The organism is Kiritimatiellia bacterium, assembly GCA_028715905.1.
Lineage (GTDB): Bacteria > Verrucomicrobiota > Kiritimatiellia > JAAZAB01 > JAAZAB01 > JAQUQV01.
The window spans coordinates 19,167-37,244 of sequence record JAQUQV010000002.1; the positions used below are offsets into that span (position 1 = coordinate 19,167).

The following is an 18,078-nucleotide window of genomic DNA, read 5'->3' on the forward strand; positions in this document are numbered from 1 at the left end:
AAAACCCGAATATTGCGCGAAAATCGTGCAACATTCGCTTTCGCGCAAACGGGGATTGCCCGGCTTGAGCGAAAGTTTTTTCTTGAACATCTCCGCGGCCTGTTATTAAATGCCGTTTACGACAAATGGCGGCGCGGCCGCCGCAAGAGGAAACATTTTAATATGAACGCTGAAAACGACGCGACCAGGCCGAACGTCCTTCCGCCGCCCGAATCCCGCGAGGAATTCATCTCTATCGGCGACATTGCCCGCATGATCCTGAAACACCGGCGGAAGATTGCCGTTTTTGTGGTCCTTGCCACGGCGATTTCGGCGGTGTTTTTCTTCCTGTCGCCGCGCCAATACAAGGCGGAAGGCTTCCTGCAGGTGATCCAGGCTTCCTCCGACATAGACGCGAAAATTGACCAGGCCGCTTTTGAAACAACCATTATTTCCCACCTGCAGACAATCCAGTCGGCTTTTATCGCGGAAGAAGTCGCCGCCGTAATCAGCAAGGGCGATGAGACGCTGACCGCGGCCGACCTGAGCCGGATGGTCCGGATATTCCGGCCGGCGAAATCAAGCCTGATCGTGCTGACGGTCTCTTTTTCCTCTCCGGAAAAAGCCGTGGCCGTGGCAAAAACATGGATCAAACAATACCTGGCGCGCGCGCGGAAAAACAATATCAGCGTGGCGCTGAGCCAGGTGCGCTCCATGTTGAAAACGGCCCAGTTCAAACTGATGGAGATCCGGGCCAAGGCCGAACAGTTGAAAGCCAACGCCGAGCAGACCCGGCCTTTCGTTGAACTGGCGCGCGGAATTGAAGACAATCAGCTCTGGCGCGAGCTGAGCGAGAAAACATCCGCCGAAAAACTGGAAGACCTTTCCCGGATTCACATCAAAGGCCAGGAACAGAACTCGGAATACCTGACTGTGAAAACAATGCTTTACCATGCGGACCAGGCTCTGGCAGCCGCCGTGGCCAATCATGATTTCCTGCTGGACGTTGAAAAATACCTTGAATACAAGGCCCGCCAGCTTGAAAACCATGCAATTATCCAGGAGCCGCAGATTTCATCCAATGCCATGCAGTTTGCCGACACTATGCTGAAAACGACCGATGTGATTGAAGTCGGCGAGCCGGCGTTAAAAAGCTCCGAGCGGGGGGCCTTGCGCAAGACGGCCATTGCCTTCTGTATCAGCCTGGTCCTGGCCTCGTTAACCGCCTGTCTGGCCGAATGGTTCAAGACCTTGAAACTTTGATCCGCCGGTCAAGGCCTGATTATCCGGCTGATTTTTTTCGCCAGGGCGCGCATGGAAGCGGCGCGCTCATCGGCCCGGGTGCCGCCGGCGCGGCCCGCCACCAGCACCGTCCTGCATCCGGCCCGCCGGCCGGCTTCCACGTCCGTTTCCGAGTCGCCGATCATCCATGAAGCGGCCAGGTCCAGATGATATTTTGCGGCCAAAGCCAGAAGCATGCCCGGCTGCGGCTTGCGGCAGGAACATTCATGAACGTTATGCGGGCAATACGCTATCTCAAGCAGTTCCAATCCGTACCGGCTCATGAGCAGGCGGCGCAGGCGCCGGTGGATATCTTCCAGATCGTTTATGCTCATCAGCCCCCTGGCTACGGCTCTTTGATTGGTGACCAGCGCGGCCTGATAACCCAGTTGCAGAACGGTCCGCAGGCAAACCGGAAATTCGGGGATCAAGCGGAAATCCTTCCAACGCGTCACATAGCGGCCCGGTCCGGGAGACTTGTTGACAATACCGTCGCGGTCAAAAAAAACGCATTTCCGTCCGGAGGCGGCGGGCACGATCGTTTTTGGCGCACTCATTGCATCTCTCCAACCCGCGGAACGATTCCATCAGACCGCGAAATTGCGGGAAATTATAACCGCCGGCGGGGAGACTTTCAAACAAGAAAAATTTATATTTGATTTGACGGCGGGCGAACAAATTGATATTTTGCCGATTAAATGAAGCATTCCGCCGCTTCGGCGGCGGCCATGGAACACCGACTGGCGGCAATATGGCTGTAAAAAAACACCGGAAGAGCAGATACAAACGGGTTCTTTTAAAACTGAGCGGCGAAACTATGCAAAACGCCCGGACCGGGCAGAGCATTGATCCGGGCGTTGTGCGGCGCGTGGCCCAAAGCATTAAAGCCGGCCGGCGCATGGGCGCCCAGATTGCCATTGTCATCGGCGGCGGCAACATTTTCCGGGGCGGCAACGGCCAGAACCACGGCATTGACCGCAACACCGGCGACTATATGGGCATGCTGTCAACCGTCATCAACGCCCTGGCCCTGCAGGACGCCCTTGAAAAAATCGGCATAAACACCCGGGTGCAGACGGCGATTGAAATGAAACAGGTGGCCGAACCTTTCATCCGCCGGCGCGCCATCCGCCATTTGGAAAAAGGGCGGGTGGTCATTTTCGCGGGCGGCACGGGAAATCCTTATTTCACCACCGACAGCGCCGCCGCGCTGCGGGCCAATGAAATCAAGGCGGATATCCTTCTCAAGGCGACCAAGGTTGACGGGGTCTACAACCGGGACCCACTGAAAGACGCATCGGCCCGAAAGTACATGCGGATATCTTTCCACAAAGCCCTGGTGGATACGCTTAAAATCATGGATTCGGCCGCGTTTTCGCTCTGCATGGAAAACAACATTCCGGTTATTGTGTTTGATTTTTTCAAGGATGAAAACATGCAGCGCGTCCTGGCCGGCGAACGGGTCGGCACGCTGATTTCCAACTGAGGAACTGGTCATGGAGACTCTTGACGATATTCTTCTGAGCGCCGAAGAACAGATGGAAAAGGCCCTGGAATTTGTCTTGCAGCAGTTTGCCGGCCTGCGGACCGGCAAGGCTTCGGCCGGCATGGTTGAACATCTGCAGGTTGCTTACTACGGGTCTACGGTGCGTCTCCGCGAAATAGCCGGCATTGCCACGCCGGACGTGCGTTTGATTGTCATCAACGCCTACGATCCCACCGCTCTGCCCGCCATTGAAAAAGCGATCATCGCCGCCAACCTGGGGGTTACCCCTTTGAACGACGGCCGCGTGATCAGGGTCCCCATACCGGAATTAAGCGAGGAACGCCGCCGCGAACTCGGTAAAATCGCCCGGCAAATGACGGAAAAAGGCCGGGTCGCCGTCCGGAGCATCCGCCAGGACGCGAACGAAAAAATCAAGGCGCTCGCCAAGGAAAGCAAAATCACCGAAGACGAAAAGGACAACGGCTTGAAGGAAATCCAGAATCTGACCGACGGTTACATCAAAAAACTTGACGAAAACCTTGAACGCAAGGAAAAAGAAATGATGACCATATAGCCTGCGGGTCTTACGTTTATAAGGCGGCAACCATGGATGACAACGCTTCAGACAAGAAAAGGGACGATTCGGAAATTGAATCCCTGAAAAAAACGACGCGCATATTCCTTGACGACGCCCTGCTCGCCAAGGCTGCGCCTAAAAAGACAACCACCTCCATCGCCGGCCAGGCCGATGACAAACAATCCACCGGGCCGATCATGGGCATCCCCACTCACAAGGTGTCGCCGATTCCCCAGACCATCCGCCTGAAACGGCCTTCAACTTCGCCGATTGTCATCAGTCCGCCTGATATTACCACCGCCCCGACCGTGGTTAAAACCGCCCGCTCCAAGCCCCCGACCGCGCCGGTCGGCGAAAACGCCACCGTCATCAGGCCGCCGTCCCCGCAAAGGCCGCTCAAGGAAACATCGCGGATAATACTGGAGCTCGGTCCGCAGGCGGCCGAAAGCCCTAAAAAAACAAGCCCCATTCCCGCCATATCGCCGCTGGAGCCGACTCCCGGCCCGAAAACCATCCGCCTCAAACGGCCGTCAACCATCATTGCCGAGGCGGCCGGCGAAATGCAGGCGGCCAAAAAGTCCGAAACGGCAAAAATTGACCTGCCGAAAGAGGCGGAATATCTGACGCCGGCCACCCAGCGTAAAACGATCAAAATAAAGCGGACCGACCGGAACATTATCGCGCGCACCGTGTCCGTAACCCGCCAGGCGGAGGCCAGGCCGCCAGCGAAAGCCGCCGCGCCCGAAAAAAAACCCGCCCCGGAAATATCCGCCCCCGAGGAACCTCTGCCGGTCTTTTCAATCCTGGCGGGCCTGACGGCGGTTTGTCTTGTCCTGCTGGCATACCTGCTGACCGCCCAGGCCTTCGGTCCGGAACTTATTTTGCCCGTTCCTTCGGGTCTGTTTTAATGCCAACGAAATAATCAAGGGGGATGTCATGAGCAGTGATAACATTATTCATCTGAATGAAAGCAACTGGGAAAGCGAAGTAACCAATTCCGACATTCCGGTCCTGGTGGATTTCTGGGCCGAATGGTGCGGCCCCTGCCGGATGATCGCGCCCGTGCTGGCGGAGCTGGCGGATGAACTTGCCGGAAAAATCAAAATCGGCAAGGTCAACGTTGATGAAAGCCAGGGCCTGGCTGAAAAATTTTATGTCCGCTCAATACCCACCCTGCTGGTCCTTAAAAAAGACGCCGTGCAGGAACAGATGGTGGGGGCCATGCGCAAGGAAGACCTGAAGGCAAAGCTGACCCCCTACCTTTGAGCGGACGCGGGCTGCGCCGTGAATTTCCGATTATAGACCTGCCGGTAGTAATTCTGGTAGTCCCCGTTGCGCACCCGCTCCCACCAAGTCCGGTTGGCCAGATACCAGTCAACCGTCAAACGCAGGGCCTGTTCAAAACTGAACGCCGGCCGCCAGCCGAGTTCCGTCTCTATTTTTGCCGTGTCCATCGCGTAACGCCGGTCGTGTCCCGGGCGGTCGTTGACGTATTTGATGAGCGTCTCCGGTTTATTCAGCAGTTTCAACAGCAGCCGGATTACCTCCAAATTGGGGACATCGTGCCGGCCGCCGATGTTATAAACCTCGCCGGGCCGGCCTTTCCGCAGAACCAAGTCAACGCCGCGGCAGTGGTCGCGGACATAAATCCAGTCGCGCACCTGTAAACCGTCGCCATAGACCGGCAGGGGCTTGTCTTCCATGGCATTGGCGATCATCAGCGGGATCAGTTTTTCCGGAAATTGATACGGCCCGAAATTATTTGAACAGCGGGTGATCACGGCGTTGAGCCCGTGGGATTTAACCGCGGACCGCACCAGGCAATCCGAGGCGGCCTTGGTGGCCGCGTAGGGATTGTTCGGCTGGAGGGGCGTCTCTTCCGAAAAACGGCCGCCGTTCTCCAGGCTGCCGTAGACTTCATCGGTGGAAACATGCACAAAGCGCGGCACGGAATACCCGCGGCAGGCGTCCAACAGACGCTGCGTGCCGGAAACATTGGTTGTAATAAAGGGCTGAACGTCAAGATGTATGCTGCGGTCAACATGAGTTTCGGCGGCAAAATGCACGACCGCATCAAACGCCTGCGCCTTGAACGCGGCCTGGATATCCTCCGGCGAGGCGATATCGCCCTTGAAGAAACGGTAACGGGAGTCCTTCTCAACCGGCGCCAGATTTTCAAGATTGCCGGCGTAAGTGAGCGCGTCAAAATTAACGATCTGGATATCGGCATGCTCCTGCAGCATGTAATGAATAAAATTGCTTCCTATAAAACCGGCCCCGCCGGTGACCAAGATCCTCATGGGCATCCCTTTCGCTTGTGTTCGCGGCAAGCCACCCCGGCCTGCCGCAGCAACGCCTTCGCCTGCCGGTTATACTGATACGCTTTCTCGTAAATCACTTTTTTTATGCCCGCGCTGATAATCATTTTGGCGCATAATAAACAGGGACTTTCCGTGCAATACAATACGGCCCCCCTCAAACCCACGCCGTAATGGGCGGCCTGGATAATGGCGTTTTCCTCCGCGTGCGCGCAAACGCACTCACCGAGGTTTTCCCCGGACCCGACATTGCTGGCACAACGCGGACAACCGCCCTCATAACAGTTGCGGATGCCGCTCGGCGTGCCGTTATATCCGGTTGAAATAATGCGGTGATCCTTGACAATCACCGCCGCCACCTGCCGGCGCAAACAGTTGCCGCGGGTCTTGACAACCCGGGCGATGTTCATGAAATAAGTGTCCCAGTCCGGCCGTTCCATATCCAAATGTTTACTACATTCCGGCCCAAAATCAACTGAAAACAGGGCAAAAACAATATTGACATGATCCCAAAAATATCATAGTATTTTTTTATTGCCTGAATTTTGCGCAGAAGTTTAAATAAGACCGGCGGATCGCCAGCCGGGAAAGTTTTGGATGGCGGCGCTGCCGCCTTAGGGTATTATCGGCAGGCGGCTTTCCGCCGCGCGGAAGCATACGAAAAACTCAAACAAAGGAACAACCAGACATGAAAACAGGAAAAATATCAGTCGCATTAATGGCCGCGGTATTGATGCTCTCTGTCTATTGTTTTGCGGCGCCGGAGGCTCCCAAAGAAGTTACACTGGCCGCCGAGCAGGGGCTGCGGCCGTTTTTGAGTGAAATCGCGGATACGCCAGAGCAATTCGGCTTTACCGCCGGCGATGATTTGAACGCGGCCTCTCTCGGCGCCCCGTTCCAGCTCCATACCATCCCCCCTTCCGCCCTGGAAAAATATCAGGCCGGCATGACGGTGGCCTCCATGGTTACTCCGACCACGACCTGGTGGTTTCCCGTCCTGATCGCGGGCGAGCCCCGCGCCATGCTGCTCGTTGACCGGCTTGACGGCCGCTGGGAGGCGGTTTCGCTCGGCCACGCGGGCGTGGCGCAGGAATTGAGCGCATTCTGCCGGCAATGGAAAGCCGCGCAGGGATACCATCCGATGCTGATCGCCGTTTTCCAGGCAAAGCAATTCCTGGTTTCCGTCCCGGAAAAGGACGCTTACAATCTTACGACTCTGACCATAAAGAACGCCCCGGAAATGGGCGCCAAACAGACGCCGGCCGTTGCCGATTATGCCACGCTGGGAACGATTGATGACGCAATGAACCAGTTGAAACCGGTTGTGCGGGATGCCCTTAAAGGGTCTGACCAATAATGCAATTCACAATAAGGAGGAAACGCATCATGAATATTCGCCATTGCACGCCAAAGTTCATAGCCGTTGCCGTGATCAGCATCTTGACGGCAACGGGCGCCTGCCCGGGGGCCAAGCTGAACGTTCCCCAGTATAAACAGGAAAAGGACCAGTGGTGCTGGGACGCCGGCTCCCAGATGGTGCTGGCGTTCAAAGGGTATTCATATTCCCAGACGGCCATCGCAAATTGGGCGGTCGGCGGCCGAAACATACCCAATTATCTTTACGGTTCCACTGATTCCAGCATGCACGGCTGCGACGAAATTCTCAAGCATTTCGGCAATATCAGCAGTTCCGGCTCCGCGTCCCGGATGTCGCTGAACAATCTGAACACCGAAATAAACAACTCGCGCCCCGTCCTGATCCGCTATGGATGGAACAGCGGCGGCGGACACATCGCCGTATTACGCGGGACTTCCGGCAGTTCGGTTTATGTGAATGACCCCTGGTACGGTCAGAGCCTGGTAAGCTATAACTATGTGTGCCAGGCATACAACCAGGGTTCCTGGACGCATACCCTGAAACTCACCGGCGGCAGCAGCAGTTATTACCAATACGCCATGTATTATTACGGGCTTTACGGGCAATACTGGTCTGCCTATCAATCCACGGGCAGTTACTACTACCTGTCCTATGCCTATTACTATTACGCCTATGCCATCGGATATTATTACCTGTATTGCGGCGATTCTTCTTCCGCCAACTATTATTACAATTATTACATGCAGTACGCGCAGTATTATTACAACTTATATTACTACGCGTATTATTACTCGTATTATCACAATTATTACTCGTATTATTACAATTACTACCTCCGGACCGGCAGTTACGTGGCTCTGGCTTATGCCTATTATTATTACGCCTACGTTGAATATTGTTACTACATGTATTACGGCAACAGTTCGTACGCCAATTACCTGTATAATTACTACATGTACTGGGCAAATTACGTCTACAACCACTATTGCTGAATAGTGCCGGCGAGAATGTAGGAGGCCGTGCCCATGGTGCCGCCAATCAGGACCGGCTGGCCCGTTGTCTGAAATTCCGGCAGCAGGGCCGGATTGCCCGGCCCGAGGGCGCGCGTGGCGCCTTTGCGGTGCACATAAAGCGTCTGTTTCCGGCCGCCGATTACATGCTCCTCAACGTGGCGGATATTGTGCGAAACATCATAAAGGAGCGGCAGGTCCATTTTTCCGAAAATCATTTGAAATCCATCCCGGACCAGCTGGGTCAGAATCTGGCGGTTGGCAAGGGCGCAATTAACCGTCGCGCGCATTGCGCCCAGATAATTTTTTCCCTCCGCCGACTGCGCCGGCGCGCAGGCCAGTTCGCGGTCGGGCAGGCAAATGCCGTGCCGTCCCGCAGCTTTCAGCATTGATTTTGAAAATTCGGCCGCGATCTGATGCTCATTTCCGCAGCCCGGCGCTCAACACGGCGCGCCGTATAATGTTTGCGCTTCGGCCCGGTTGATTTTGATCCGGACAAGTCCACCCGGCCGGCATCCGTCCGTTTTTTCAAACACGGCCAGGACGTTCCCATCCGTGCGGCCCGACCAGCGGTCCGGATTCCGCCGGCTCCGGCCCTCAATCAGCGCCAGGCATTCCCGGCCGAGCAGTTTCCGGTTCAGCTCCAGGCTGCGCCGGTTCTGTTCCTCAAGGATGACATGGTTCCGGCGCAACTTTTCGGCAGAAGGAACGTCATCGTCCAATTCCGCCGCCTTCGTCCCGGGCCGGGGGTTGTATTTAAAGATAAAAGCGTTATTGAACCCTATTTCTTCCATGAAGGCGCGGGTCAAGTCAAAATCCTCCCTCGTCTCGGCGGGAAATCCGACGATGATATCGGTGGTTACGGCGATATCCGGAACCCGCCGGCGCAGGCGGGCGACGGCGCCGCGATATTCCGCGGCGGTGTAGCCGCGGTTCATCATTTTTAAAATCCGGTCGGAGCCGGATTGCAGGGGCAGATGAACATGCGGGCAGACCGCGGGCAGTTCCCCGAAACAACGCGCGAGTTCATCGGTGCATCCGGAAGGATGGCTTGACATGAAACGCAGACGTTTCAATCCGTTGACGGCGGCAAGGGCTTCCAGCAGGCGGGGGAAAGGCTCTGTAAATCCCAGGGGCGATTCCGGTTCGTTTTTCCAGACCGGGTTGAGGCGGCCGTAGGCCAGAATGCTCTGGCCCAGCAGAATGATTTCGCGGGCGCCGTTCCGGACCACTTCGGCCGCTTCCCGGATGATTTCAGCCGCCGGCCGGCTCCACTCGCGGCCGCGCACCGCGGGCACGATGCAATACGAGCAATGCCGGTTACAGCCGTACAAGACGTTGATAAACGCCGACACCTTGTTTTCAAAGTGGGTGTTTGTTTCGCCAGCGGGCCGGCCTTCAGAAAAATCAGCGGCCGGCCGCCGGCCGGCCAGAACTTTTTCAATAACATCTCCGGCGGCGGCAAAGGCAGAGGGCGAGAGCGCGAAATCAAGCCCCGGAACCTGGCGGAAAATATCCGCCTGCATTCTCTGCACCATGCAGCCGGCCGCGCCAATGATAAGGTTTTTCCGCCCCTTTTTTCTGCCGGCGGCAAGCAGCCTCATTTTCCCGATTGCCTTTTCCTCCGCCTTGGCGCGGACGCTGCAGGTATTGAGGATAATAATATCCGCCTGTTTTTCGCAATCGGCGATGGTGAATCCGCGCCGCTGGAGAAGCACGGCCGCCATTTCGCTGTCGCGCTCGTTCATCTGGCAGCCGTAGGTTTTAATGAATATTTTCAGGCGCATGAGGTTTATCGGGCAAAAAAAAATAAATTTGGATTGTGCCGGTTCAGCGCCCGGAGCGCAAAGTTTTTCCGTCCGTCGCCGCCGCCGGGTCGGAAACCGCGGGCGGGCGGATGTAAAAGACGGACGAAAACGACGGCAGGGCTTCGGCGTTCAACTCGTGCCTGGTGAAGGTTAAAACATTTGTGCCGTCTTCAATCTGCAGCGGCGCCGACTTCAGCCGGCAGAGGTTGTTGGTTGCCAGCAATTCCGCCAGGTGCTGCTCGTTTTCCGCGCGGCGGGTGGCGGAAAAAATGCGTTCGGTTTCAAAACGGAAAATCCGGAGGGCGCGGGATTTCTGCTCAATTTTAAGGACGTTGATCTGGGAACCGAGCGCTGCCGAAACGGCAATAGCCACGATTACCAGAGCGACCAGGATTTCAAGCAGAGTAAAGCCCGAAGGGCTGAAAACTGAAGGCTGAAGGCCGGAATTTTTACATTCAGGAACACTTTTCTGCCTTCTGCTTTCCGCCTTCCGTCTTTCCCTACAGGTCCGAGCTGGAGATATCGGCGGCGGTTCCGTCGCCGCCGGGCTCGCCGTCGCTGCCATAGGTAATGATTTCATATGGCTCCTGATTCCTTCCGGGGGAAAGATAAATGAAGTCATGTTTCCAGGGATCTTTTGGGAGGTTGACGCTTTCAAGGTAACCTTCGGCCGGGTATTTTTCGGGCGCGGGCGGCGCGGTGGGTTTGACGCAGAGCGCCTTCAGACCCTGCTCCTGGGTCGGATAACGGTTGTGTTCCATCCGATAAAGCTGGAGGGCGCTTTTGAAGGTTTTGATCTGCATGACGGCAGCCGTCACTTTGGCCTCGCCGGGGTGGCGCAGAACGCTCAAGCCCACGATCCCGGCCAGAATGGAAATGATCAGCACCACGACCAGGATTTCTATCAGGGTAAAACCATCACGCATGGCAAGAGAGTATAATCAACCCCTTTTTTTTACAAGGAAATTACGCAGAACTGCCTTGCGTCCGAAAAAAAACGCGGACCTGAAGAAAGCCGGCATGGCCTAACCATCCGCGTCTTTTTCGGAGGAAAGCCCCTGTCCGGACTGCAGCCGTTTATAGAGCGCCTCAAGTTTTGCCTGGTAATAAAGGAGGTTTTCATCGCGTTTTGCCGGGCTCCACTCCGCGACCAGGCGGGCGGCCGCGTGCATGGCCACATTTTTTTTCGTGCCGGCAATATAATAGGAAACGTGGTCGCCGGCTTCGTAAGCGCGGCCCGAACGCAGGGCCAGCTCGTAGGCGGCGTTTCTGCCCCGGCCGCCTTTCGCGATTTTGGCCGCGTAAGTGGCGGGCGCATCCTTTAAGGTCTCGGTTTTGGCGAGTTCGGCGATTGCAAAACCGCCCTTGTTTATTTTTTCCCCGTATTGCGTTTTCAGCCCCGGAATTTCGGCGTCCCTGGATTCAAGTTTCAGACGCAGATAATCGCGCAGGAAAGAACGCAGATAGGGCTCAAGGCCGCGCGACTTCAAGGCGGCGCCCTTGATGATGATCTCGCCCTGGCCGGTCAAAAGGGCGTAATTTTTTATTTTATAACTGAACATGGCCGGATATTCGCCGTCAAATTCCAAATCAATGCCCGCGGGCAGGGCCGCGCTCAATTTTCCGCGGAATTTTTCCGCGTCATTTTCGGATTTAAACTCCGGCGGGACAAAATAAATGCCGTCGGTATCGGCCTCCACCGGATCCGCGCCGTTTTTTTTGAGCCAGTTGATGATGTCCTTGATTATGGCCCGCCCCTCGGCGGCAACCCGCTCGGCGGCGTTGAAATCATTGAAACGCGCCTGGGCGAAACCCAGGTAGCCGTAAAACGAGTTGATCAGTATTTTGAACGCGCTTTGCAGGGAATCAAAACGATGCTTCTCGGCCGGGGATTTGCTCTGCCGCATTTTCCGTTTGACTTCAAGGCGGTATTCGCGGAAATAGGCAAGCATCTGCGGAAAAAGCCCGAGTTCATCGCGGTCCGGCGCTATTTTGCTGACGAGCATGATGGATGGATACAGGGAGCTGACGTCGCAATGGTGGACGTTGCGGATGACGCCTTCCCGGAATATATCGGTGTAACCGCCCTCAAATTTCCGCGCTTTTCCCGGATACGGCAGGGCCGCTGTCCGGCGCAGATAAGCGCGCAGGAGAAGGGCGTCAATCTTGGCGGCGTTGCCGCGCAGGCAGATGTTCTGATAACTGAAGGGCAACACCCCGGCCTGGACAAAATAAGTGCGCGAGAGCAGATTGCTCAAGGCGGCGATTTCGCGGACATCATCGCGCGCATAGCGGGCAACGCGCTCCGGATTGCGGTCAAATTCCCCGGAAATCCGGTCGCCCTCAATATAAACCCGTCCGCCGGATGCCAGCCCGAAATGGCGCGCCGCCGCCTTCAGGCTGAGGCTTTCCAGCGAGCGGCGCGCCAGATCATAGGCCTGCAGGAGGAAATAAGTGTCAACGACGTGCCGGCCGTATATTTCGGGCTTGGCGAAAGAAACCATTCTTTCGCCGAGCGCAAACCGGCTGGGGTGCGACCGCATTGTTTCCCCGCCGCGCCCCAGCTTTAAATCAACCTTATGCCGCTCGGCGCGGGCGGAAATGTAAGGCAGGTCAAACTTGAAAATATTGTGGCCTTCTATTACGTCCGGGTCGCGTTCGCGCACGCGCGCGACAAAATTTTTCAACAGCTCTTTTTCGCCGCCCGGCCCCTCCGCGAGGATTTCCTCCCAGCCGGCGCTGTCGCGCATGGCGATGATGATGATCCGGTCTTCGGCGCGGAAAGGATTGCTGAATTCAAAACCCGGCGCGGTATGGGTTTCAATGTCTATCTGCATCCGGCGCACATCCTCAAAGTCCATGCCCTTGAAAAAGGTGCGGCCCGAAGAAACCAGGTGCTGGTGCACGGGATCGTTAAGCATGATAAAAGGCGCGTCGGGCGCGCCGGCGGTTTTGCCCGTTTTCTGGACCAGCCGCTTTTTCGCCCGCTCCCATTCCGGCCAGGATTGGAAAGAGACGGCAATTTTAAGCGGGCCGCCGCCCGCCAGCTTTTGAATCGTGAACTTGCCGTCCAGACCCTCCAGCAGATTTTCGTTTTCAACGATCATGAAAGGCCGGAAAGGCGCGCCGCGCTTGCTGACTCCGGTTTTTCCCCGGGAAAAAACCACAACCCGACAAGGATCAGACCCGCAGTCCGCCTCAACCGCCACGATTTTTTCCTCGGGATTGTGCCCGAAAACCAATTCGCTGTTAATCATTTTTTTTCCGGTGGTTCCTGATTTCCGCCCTGACCGCTGGGCTCACGGTCTTTTTTTGGGGCTCACGCTATAAACACATATTCAGGCCCGGCCAGACCCGGCGGACGGCTCCCGCTACAACCCCACGTCCATCCGGACCTTTGGAAACTGGGTGAACCAGAACTGGAGCCAGACCGTGAAATCGTCGTCGGTTTGCTGTTCAACCCCGATTTTGGTGACGATGCAATCCATGGTCTTCTGGACCGTGAAACCGTATGCTTCCATGTGCTGGTCGTGGAAATCATAGCGCAGATAAATGCTGTAGGCCCAGTTGGCGAAGGGCGAGAGTTTAAGCTCGTTGTTCAGCAGGCTGTTGCTGTCCTGAAGGTAACGGTGTTCAACCTCGTAACGCCAGGCCGGGTCATCAAAAACGGCCAGGCGCGTGTTAATGGTATGGAATTTTCTCTCATACTGGTCAAACTCGCCGTCCACGTACAGTTCCATGCCGTCAACCGGCGCGGAACGGATGTCATAGCTTATATTCTTGAACAGGTTTTGATTTTTTTCCGGCGCGATCCGATAGGAGGTCCAGATATCGGCATTAATCAGGTCGGCGACCACATAACTGCGCGAAGAAGGGGAGAGTTTGCCGAAACGCTGGGTCTGGATTTTATTCCGCATCCCGAATTTAACCTCGTTCAGCTTGCCGCGCTCGTCAATGCTGTCAAACTGGTAGAGATTGGAACTGAGGACGTTCGGCTCCGGCGTGAAAGAATAATCGGCGTAAGGCTCGGCGATATGCCGGATATGATTAATGACCGTGCCCGGGTACGTTTCCCAGACCTTGAACGCCTTGAAGGAGGTCTCCACGCCCAGCTTCGGCATGGAGCGGAACTGCGCGTCGCCGGCGCGGGTGAAGACATTGGTGGTTATTTTTGTTTTCGTTACGCCGTTGGTGTCCAAATAGGAAGTTGTGGTGATATTGGTGTAATAGTCGCAGCCGGCCGAATAAAAAGTGCCGTCCCATCCGGCGCGCGGGATGATATTCAGGAAGCCGAACTGCTTGGTGGGATAATAAATTGTATTGGGGGTGTCAAACCGGAAAACGGAGTAATCCGTCCGGTTGGTATATTTTTTCTCCCACTCCTTTGAAAGATAACCGAGGGTGTGCTTGCCTTCATAGTAAAAGGGCGTGTCCCAGATCTGCTGGCGGGTGAAATCCAGGGTGGCTTCCGGCAGACGGTTGACGGTCGTGTAAAAATCGTTCAGCCTCTGCCGGAACAGCAGACTGGCCGAATAATATCTGCCGCGCCGGCCGAGGACAAGGTAATTATCCGGTTCCGGGTCGGTTTTATACTGTTGGCGGAAGAAATGCTCAACCAGATAGGGGTCGCTGAGATAATCGGCCTGCAACATGAGATAATCGCGCTCGTCAAGATTATGGTTGTGCGACAAGCGCACCCGGTAGCGGTCCTCGGGAACGGCATAGTCATACTCATTGCCTTCGTCCGGCCAGAGGTCGTGGGCATAGTAAGTGATCAGGTCGCCGCTCCATTGATCATCTTCCTCCTCTTCGGGATGTTCCCAGCGGTTCATGGAGCGCATTCCGAAAGACCAGGGCTCGTCTTCCAGCTCGCCCATGTATTTTTCGGTGGAAAGCCCCTTGGCGTTGCCGCTGGATGACCAGAGGATGTCCTGGCCGACGGCGACGCCGCGCCGGGCGCGCAGGTCAATATGCGACTTGGCCTCTATATGGCGGCTGATCCGGTAATTAAAGGTCGTGAGCAGAAATGCCCACATGCGGCTGTTGTAACCGGGCACCATACTGATGAAATTCGGGTCGCCTATATTCTGGGCCCAGTAAGGACTGTACATGATCGGCACCCCACCCACGTAGAGGGTTACATGGCGGGCATAGACGTGCCGGCCGGGAATAATCCGGGCGCTTTTGACCCGGAAAAAAGCCCGCGGGTGTTCGCCTTCGCAGGTTGAGAGCACGGCATCCTTGAGCAAATATTCATTTTCGCTGATGCGCTTGGAAGACTCGGCGTGGACATAGAAAGGCTCCATGTAGGCCGAAAAAACGCCGAAATCGCCTTTTTTGGAGCGAAAGTTATAGCGCAGTTTTTTGCCGATCCAGACGTCGCTGCCGCTTTCAAACTGCACGTTGCCCTCGGCGAGGACATCGTATGAATCAAGATTCATGATCGCATGGTCGCCGCGCAACAGTTCGTCGCCTTTCTGCAGGCGGACATGGCCCGCGGCGATGATCAGATTGCTGGCGCTGTCAAATTCAAGACTGTCCGCGCGCATATCCAGCGGCACGGCTTCTATGGGGGTAATACAGCCGGGATACGCTTCCTCCAGCAGATAGCGGTTGAGCCTGACCAGCGCCAGTCCGGCCGCCTGTTGTTCAACAAGGCCCTTGGTGCGCGCCGAAAGTTTCACCGCCGCAAAGCGTTCTTCTTCATAAAACCGGTCGCTCTGCAGAATAATATTCAGTCCGTTCGCCAGATTTTCACGGAAATTGGAAGGGGGCGGAAGCGCGGGGTCATATTCGCGCAATTGCCGCCGCACAGTTTCGGAGAAATGGTCGCGCAGATAGGCCGAAACCGGGTCTTTTGCCTCGCGCAGTTTGACCGCAAAATCCGGCAGGTTCAACAGGTCCGAAGGCCCCAGCATCCAGGCCCGTTCCGGCCGGCCGGCGATTTCATTGGAAAAAATCTCCTCCAGCACCATCCGGTTCAGATGCATGCGCTCATAACCGCGCGGGTTCTGGCTGATCAGGCTCCGGGCGGTAACGGAGAGTTCGGCCCTTTGCAGAACCGGTTCCTGGCACCATTCCGATTCCACGATAACGCGGTTTAAATCGGCGAGAAGGGACTGGCGCAGCTCATCGCCGGGCGGATTAACGCCGTCGTAATCGGCCAGCAGGCGCTCTGTTTTTTCCGAGAAAAAATCGCGGAGGCAGACGGAAACATCGTCGGCTTGCTCGTTCAGCCGGATCGCCAGGGCCCGGCCGTCAATCACATCGTTATCGCGCAACATCCAGATATTGTCCGCGACTGCCGCCGGGCCGGCGCCCTTCGCCGACGCAACGGCAAGACAGGCTGAAAACAGCAAAACGATAAATGCGCCCCGGGCGGAGAGGGCGCCGCCGGCGGCAAATTCTGGATGGCGGCGCAGCCGCCCTGTAAGTTGGGCATTCACTCTCTTATGCTGTCAAAAAATGCGTTTAAGACTGCAGCCGGCCGTTTGCGGCCGATTGCCGATTTCAGCCGGCGCTTGTCTTTCTCCGTTTTTCACCCGACCGCGCGCGATTTCATTTCTTTTATCACCTCAACGCGGTTTGACCAAGCATATTCTCCGATCTTCCGGCAAACCGGAGGCGCGGCGGAAGAGCATCAGCGGGTCCGGTTGTTAAACAACTCCTGGCCGGTTTCGGCGTTGACAATTGAGATTTCCTCCATGTGGCAGTTGGGGTCCGGCCGGAAAGAGAGCCGGCCGTGAAACTGTTCCTGCATTTTCAGGAGCAGTTCCTCGTCCTCCTCGCGCAGGCGGGTCAGGATCGTGGGGTTGACGGTGATCCGCAGGGCCAGGCTCTCCTTGTCACCGCGCTGAGACTGGCGCATGATGGCCAAAAGCCGGCGCTGGATTTCAACGCTCATATTAAACAATGATTTGACGCTTCCCCTTCCATTGCAATAGGGGCAGTTCATATACATGGTGGATTCTATGCTTTCATCCACGCGCTGGCGGGTCATTTCAAGCAAGCCCAACTGGGAAATCGGAAGAATATGAGTGCGCGCCTTGTCTTTCTTCAGCGCCTCCCGTAGGGCGTGATAAACCGCATTGCGGTGCCGTTTGTGCCGCATGTCAATCAAATCTATGACAATCAACCCGCCCATATTGCGCAGGCGTAAATGCCGCGCGATCTCATGCACGGCCTCGGTATTGACCTGGAGAATCACTTCGTCCTGCGAAGAAGCGCCCTTATGCTGTCCGGTGTTGACGTCCACGGCGATCAGCGCCTCGGTTTCGTCAAAAATTATGTAACCGCCCGACTTGAGCACCACCTTGCGGCGGAACGCTTCTTCCAGATGCTGTTCAACTCCGTAATGCTCAAAAACGGGCCGGACGCCGTCATAGTGTTTCAAAATACCCCGGGCGCGCCGCGAAACAGCCGCGAGAATATTCCTGATGCGTTCGTATTCCTCCGCCGAATCAACAATGATGCCGTCCAGGTCTTCCGTGACGGAATCGCGCACAACGCGCTCAATAAGGTCGGGCTCCTCGTATAAGCAGGCCGGAGCGGGCTTGCCGGCCGCGGCGGTCTGAATGGCCTGCCAGGCCGCCAGCAACGAACGCATATCGCGCACAAAGCTTGACCCGGACGCGCCGACGCCGGCCGTCCGGATTATCAGGCCGCATCCCTCCGGCACAGGCAGGCGCCGGAGTATTTTTTTTAAACGTTTCCTTTCTTTCTCGTCTTCTATCTTACGCGATATGCCGCGCAGCGAACTGCCCGGCATGAGCACGAAAAACCTGCTCGGAATACTGAGATTCGCCGTTACGCGCGGGCCCTTCGTGCCGATCGGGCCCTTGTTAATCTGGATAATGATTTCGGAGCCGACCGGATAATGTTTCGCGATTTCCTCCCGGGAATAATTGCGGCGGCGTGAATGAGAACGCGTTTCTCCGCCGCTGCCGCCGTCTATCGCCTCAATCCGCGCCACGTCCTCCGGGAACATGTCCCAATAATGGAGAAAAGCGTTCTTTTTCATGCCGATATCAATAAAAGCGGCCTGCAGACCATCCTCAAGATTCTGCACCTTTCCCTTGAAGATGCTGCCGACAATTCTTTCCTCGGTGGGGTGCTCAATTTTGAAATCCTCCAACACTCCGTTTTCCAGCACGGCGACTCTGATTTCAAGTTTTTCCACGCTGATAATAATTTCCTTGCGGTTTGTTTTTTTTCTTCTGCGAAAACCAAACATGAATCCCT

Annotated in this window: 16 protein-coding genes and 1 pseudogene; 7 read left to right on the forward strand and 10 right to left on the reverse strand. The window is 56.0% G+C overall.

Going from position 1 to position 18,078, the window contains the following annotated elements:
• The first annotated feature begins 162 nt into the window (after positions 1-162).
• Positions 163-1,242 (forward strand): Wzz/FepE/Etk N-terminal domain-containing protein, encoded by a 1,080-nt coding sequence (locus PHP98_00790; protein ID MDD5482176.1) that lies wholly within the window; start codon positions 163-165, stop codon positions 1,240-1,242.
• Positions 1,243-1,250: 8 nt separating this feature from the next.
• Here the strand turns inward: PHP98_00790 and PHP98_00795 are convergent, their stop codons facing one another.
• Positions 1,251-1,817: an HAD-IIIA family hydrolase gene (locus PHP98_00795; GenBank protein MDD5482177.1), complete on the reverse strand. Its 567-nt coding sequence runs from the start codon at positions 1,815-1,817 to the stop codon at positions 1,251-1,253.
• Positions 1,818-2,011: 194 nt separating this feature from the next.
• Between PHP98_00795 and pyrH the strand changes: the two genes are divergently transcribed.
• Genes pyrH through trxA form a run of 4 tightly spaced genes read left to right on the forward strand, consistent with a single transcriptional unit; the run spans position 2,012 to position 4,589 of the window.
• The gene (gene pyrH / locus PHP98_00800; GenBank protein MDD5482178.1) at positions 2,012-2,746 is read left to right on the forward strand and encodes a UMP kinase; all 735 of its coding nucleotides are present in this window, start codon (positions 2,012-2,014) and stop codon (positions 2,744-2,746) included.
• Positions 2,747-2,756: 10 nt separating this feature from the next.
• Positions 2,757-3,320, forward strand: coding sequence for a ribosome recycling factor (frr, locus tag PHP98_00805; GenBank protein MDD5482179.1), 564 nt, complete (start codon positions 2,757-2,759; stop codon positions 3,318-3,320).
• Positions 3,321-3,352: 32 nt separating this feature from the next.
• On the forward strand, positions 3,353-4,231 hold the full coding sequence (locus tag PHP98_00810) for a hypothetical protein (GenBank protein ID MDD5482180.1): 879 nt from the start codon (positions 3,353-3,355) through the stop codon (positions 4,229-4,231).
• Between the two features lie 28 nt (positions 4,232-4,259).
• Positions 4,260-4,589, forward strand: a complete 330-nt coding sequence (trxA, locus tag PHP98_00815; GenBank protein ID MDD5482181.1) for a thioredoxin — start codon at positions 4,260-4,262, stop codon at positions 4,587-4,589.
• Here the strand turns inward: trxA and rfbB are convergent.
• Both rfbB and PHP98_00825 read right to left on the reverse strand, forming a co-directional pair.
• A complete protein-coding gene (rfbB, locus tag PHP98_00820) occupies positions 4,580-5,623 on the reverse strand; it encodes a dTDP-glucose 4,6-dehydratase (GenBank protein MDD5482182.1) in 1,044 nt (347 codons plus the stop codon). The genes trxA and rfbB overlap by 10 nt on opposite strands.
• Entirely contained in the window at positions 5,620-6,081 is a 462-nt protein-coding gene (locus PHP98_00825; GenBank protein MDD5482183.1) for a cytidine/deoxycytidylate deaminase family protein, read from the reverse strand. The genes rfbB and PHP98_00825 overlap by 4 nt, the downstream gene beginning before the upstream one ends.
• A gap of 248 nt (positions 6,082-6,329) precedes the next feature.
• On the opposite strand from PHP98_00825, the gene PHP98_00830 reads away from it, so the two are divergent.
• Positions 6,330-6,998: a hypothetical protein gene (locus tag PHP98_00830; GenBank protein ID MDD5482184.1), complete on the forward strand. Its 669-nt coding sequence runs from the start codon at positions 6,330-6,332 to the stop codon at positions 6,996-6,998.
• Between the two features lie 29 nt (positions 6,999-7,027).
• Positions 7,028-8,011: a papain-like cysteine protease family protein gene (locus tag PHP98_00835; GenBank protein MDD5482185.1), complete on the forward strand. Its 984-nt coding sequence runs from the start codon at positions 7,028-7,030 to the stop codon at positions 8,009-8,011.
• Between the two features lie 2 nt (positions 8,012-8,013).
• Here the strand turns inward: PHP98_00835 and PHP98_00840 are convergent.
• From PHP98_00840 to PHP98_00870, 7 genes and pseudogenes are all read right to left on the reverse strand, one after another.
• Positions 8,014-8,448: pseudogene (locus PHP98_00840) on the reverse strand (RtcB family protein).
• 21 nt (positions 8,449-8,469) lie between these two features.
• The gene (gene miaB / locus PHP98_00845) at positions 8,470-9,816 is read right to left on the reverse strand and encodes a tRNA (N6-isopentenyl adenosine(37)-C2)-methylthiotransferase MiaB (GenBank protein ID MDD5482186.1); all 1,347 of its coding nucleotides are present in this window, start codon (positions 9,814-9,816) and stop codon (positions 8,470-8,472) included.
• 43 nt (positions 9,817-9,859) lie between these two features.
• Entirely contained in the window at positions 9,860-10,210 is a 351-nt protein-coding gene (locus PHP98_00850) for a hypothetical protein (protein MDD5482187.1), read from the reverse strand.
• A gap of 127 nt (positions 10,211-10,337) precedes the next feature.
• A complete protein-coding gene (gspG, locus tag PHP98_00855) occupies positions 10,338-10,763 on the reverse strand; it encodes a type II secretion system major pseudopilin GspG (GenBank protein ID MDD5482188.1) in 426 nt (141 codons plus the stop codon).
• Positions 10,764-10,862: 99 nt separating this feature from the next.
• Positions 10,863-13,094 carry a DNA polymerase domain-containing protein gene (locus PHP98_00860; GenBank protein MDD5482189.1) on the reverse strand — a complete coding sequence of 744 codons (2,232 nt, stop codon included), beginning with the start codon at positions 13,092-13,094 and terminating at the stop codon, positions 10,863-10,865.
• A gap of 114 nt (positions 13,095-13,208) precedes the next feature.
• Positions 13,209-16,283: a hypothetical protein gene (locus PHP98_00865; protein MDD5482190.1), complete on the reverse strand. Its 3,075-nt coding sequence runs from the start codon at positions 16,281-16,283 to the stop codon at positions 13,209-13,211.
• Between the two features lie 194 nt (positions 16,284-16,477).
• Positions 16,478-18,070 (reverse strand): Rne/Rng family ribonuclease, encoded by a 1,593-nt coding sequence (locus tag PHP98_00870; GenBank protein ID MDD5482191.1) that lies wholly within the window; start codon positions 18,068-18,070, stop codon positions 16,478-16,480.
• Positions 18,071-18,078: the final 8 nt, after the last annotated feature.

Coding starts and splice junctions, on each gene's coding strand:
- PHP98_00790 (MDD5482176.1), top strand. CDS start 163: ATGAACGCTGAAAACGACGCGACCAGGCCGAACGTCCTTCCGCCGCCC.
- PHP98_00795 (MDD5482177.1), bottom strand. CDS start 1,817: ATGAGTGCGCCAAAAACGATCGTGCCCGCCGCCTCCGGACGGAAATGC.
- pyrH (MDD5482178.1), top strand. CDS start 2,012: ATGGCTGTAAAAAAACACCGGAAGAGCAGATACAAACGGGTTCTTTTA.
- frr (MDD5482179.1), top strand. CDS start 2,757: ATGGAGACTCTTGACGATATTCTTCTGAGCGCCGAAGAACAGATGGAA.
- PHP98_00810 (MDD5482180.1), top strand. CDS start 3,353: ATGGATGACAACGCTTCAGACAAGAAAAGGGACGATTCGGAAATTGAA.
- trxA (MDD5482181.1), top strand. CDS start 4,260: ATGAGCAGTGATAACATTATTCATCTGAATGAAAGCAACTGGGAAAGC.
- rfbB (MDD5482182.1), bottom strand. CDS start 5,623: ATGAGGATCTTGGTCACCGGCGGGGCCGGTTTTATAGGAAGCAATTTT.
- PHP98_00825 (MDD5482183.1), bottom strand. CDS start 6,081: ATGGAACGGCCGGACTGGGACACTTATTTCATGAACATCGCCCGGGTT.
- PHP98_00830 (MDD5482184.1), top strand. CDS start 6,330: ATGAAAACAGGAAAAATATCAGTCGCATTAATGGCCGCGGTATTGATG.
- PHP98_00835 (MDD5482185.1), top strand. CDS start 7,028: ATGAATATTCGCCATTGCACGCCAAAGTTCATAGCCGTTGCCGTGATC.
- miaB (MDD5482186.1), bottom strand. CDS start 9,816: ATGCGCCTGAAAATATTCATTAAAACCTACGGCTGCCAGATGAACGAG.
- gspG (MDD5482188.1), bottom strand. CDS start 10,763: ATGCGTGATGGTTTTACCCTGATAGAAATCCTGGTCGTGGTGCTGATC.
- PHP98_00860 (MDD5482189.1), bottom strand. CDS start 13,094: ATGATTAACAGCGAATTGGTTTTCGGGCACAATCCCGAGGAAAAAATC.
- PHP98_00870 (MDD5482191.1), bottom strand. CDS start 18,070: ATGTTTGGTTTTCGCAGAAGAAAAAAAACAAACCGCAAGGAAATTATT.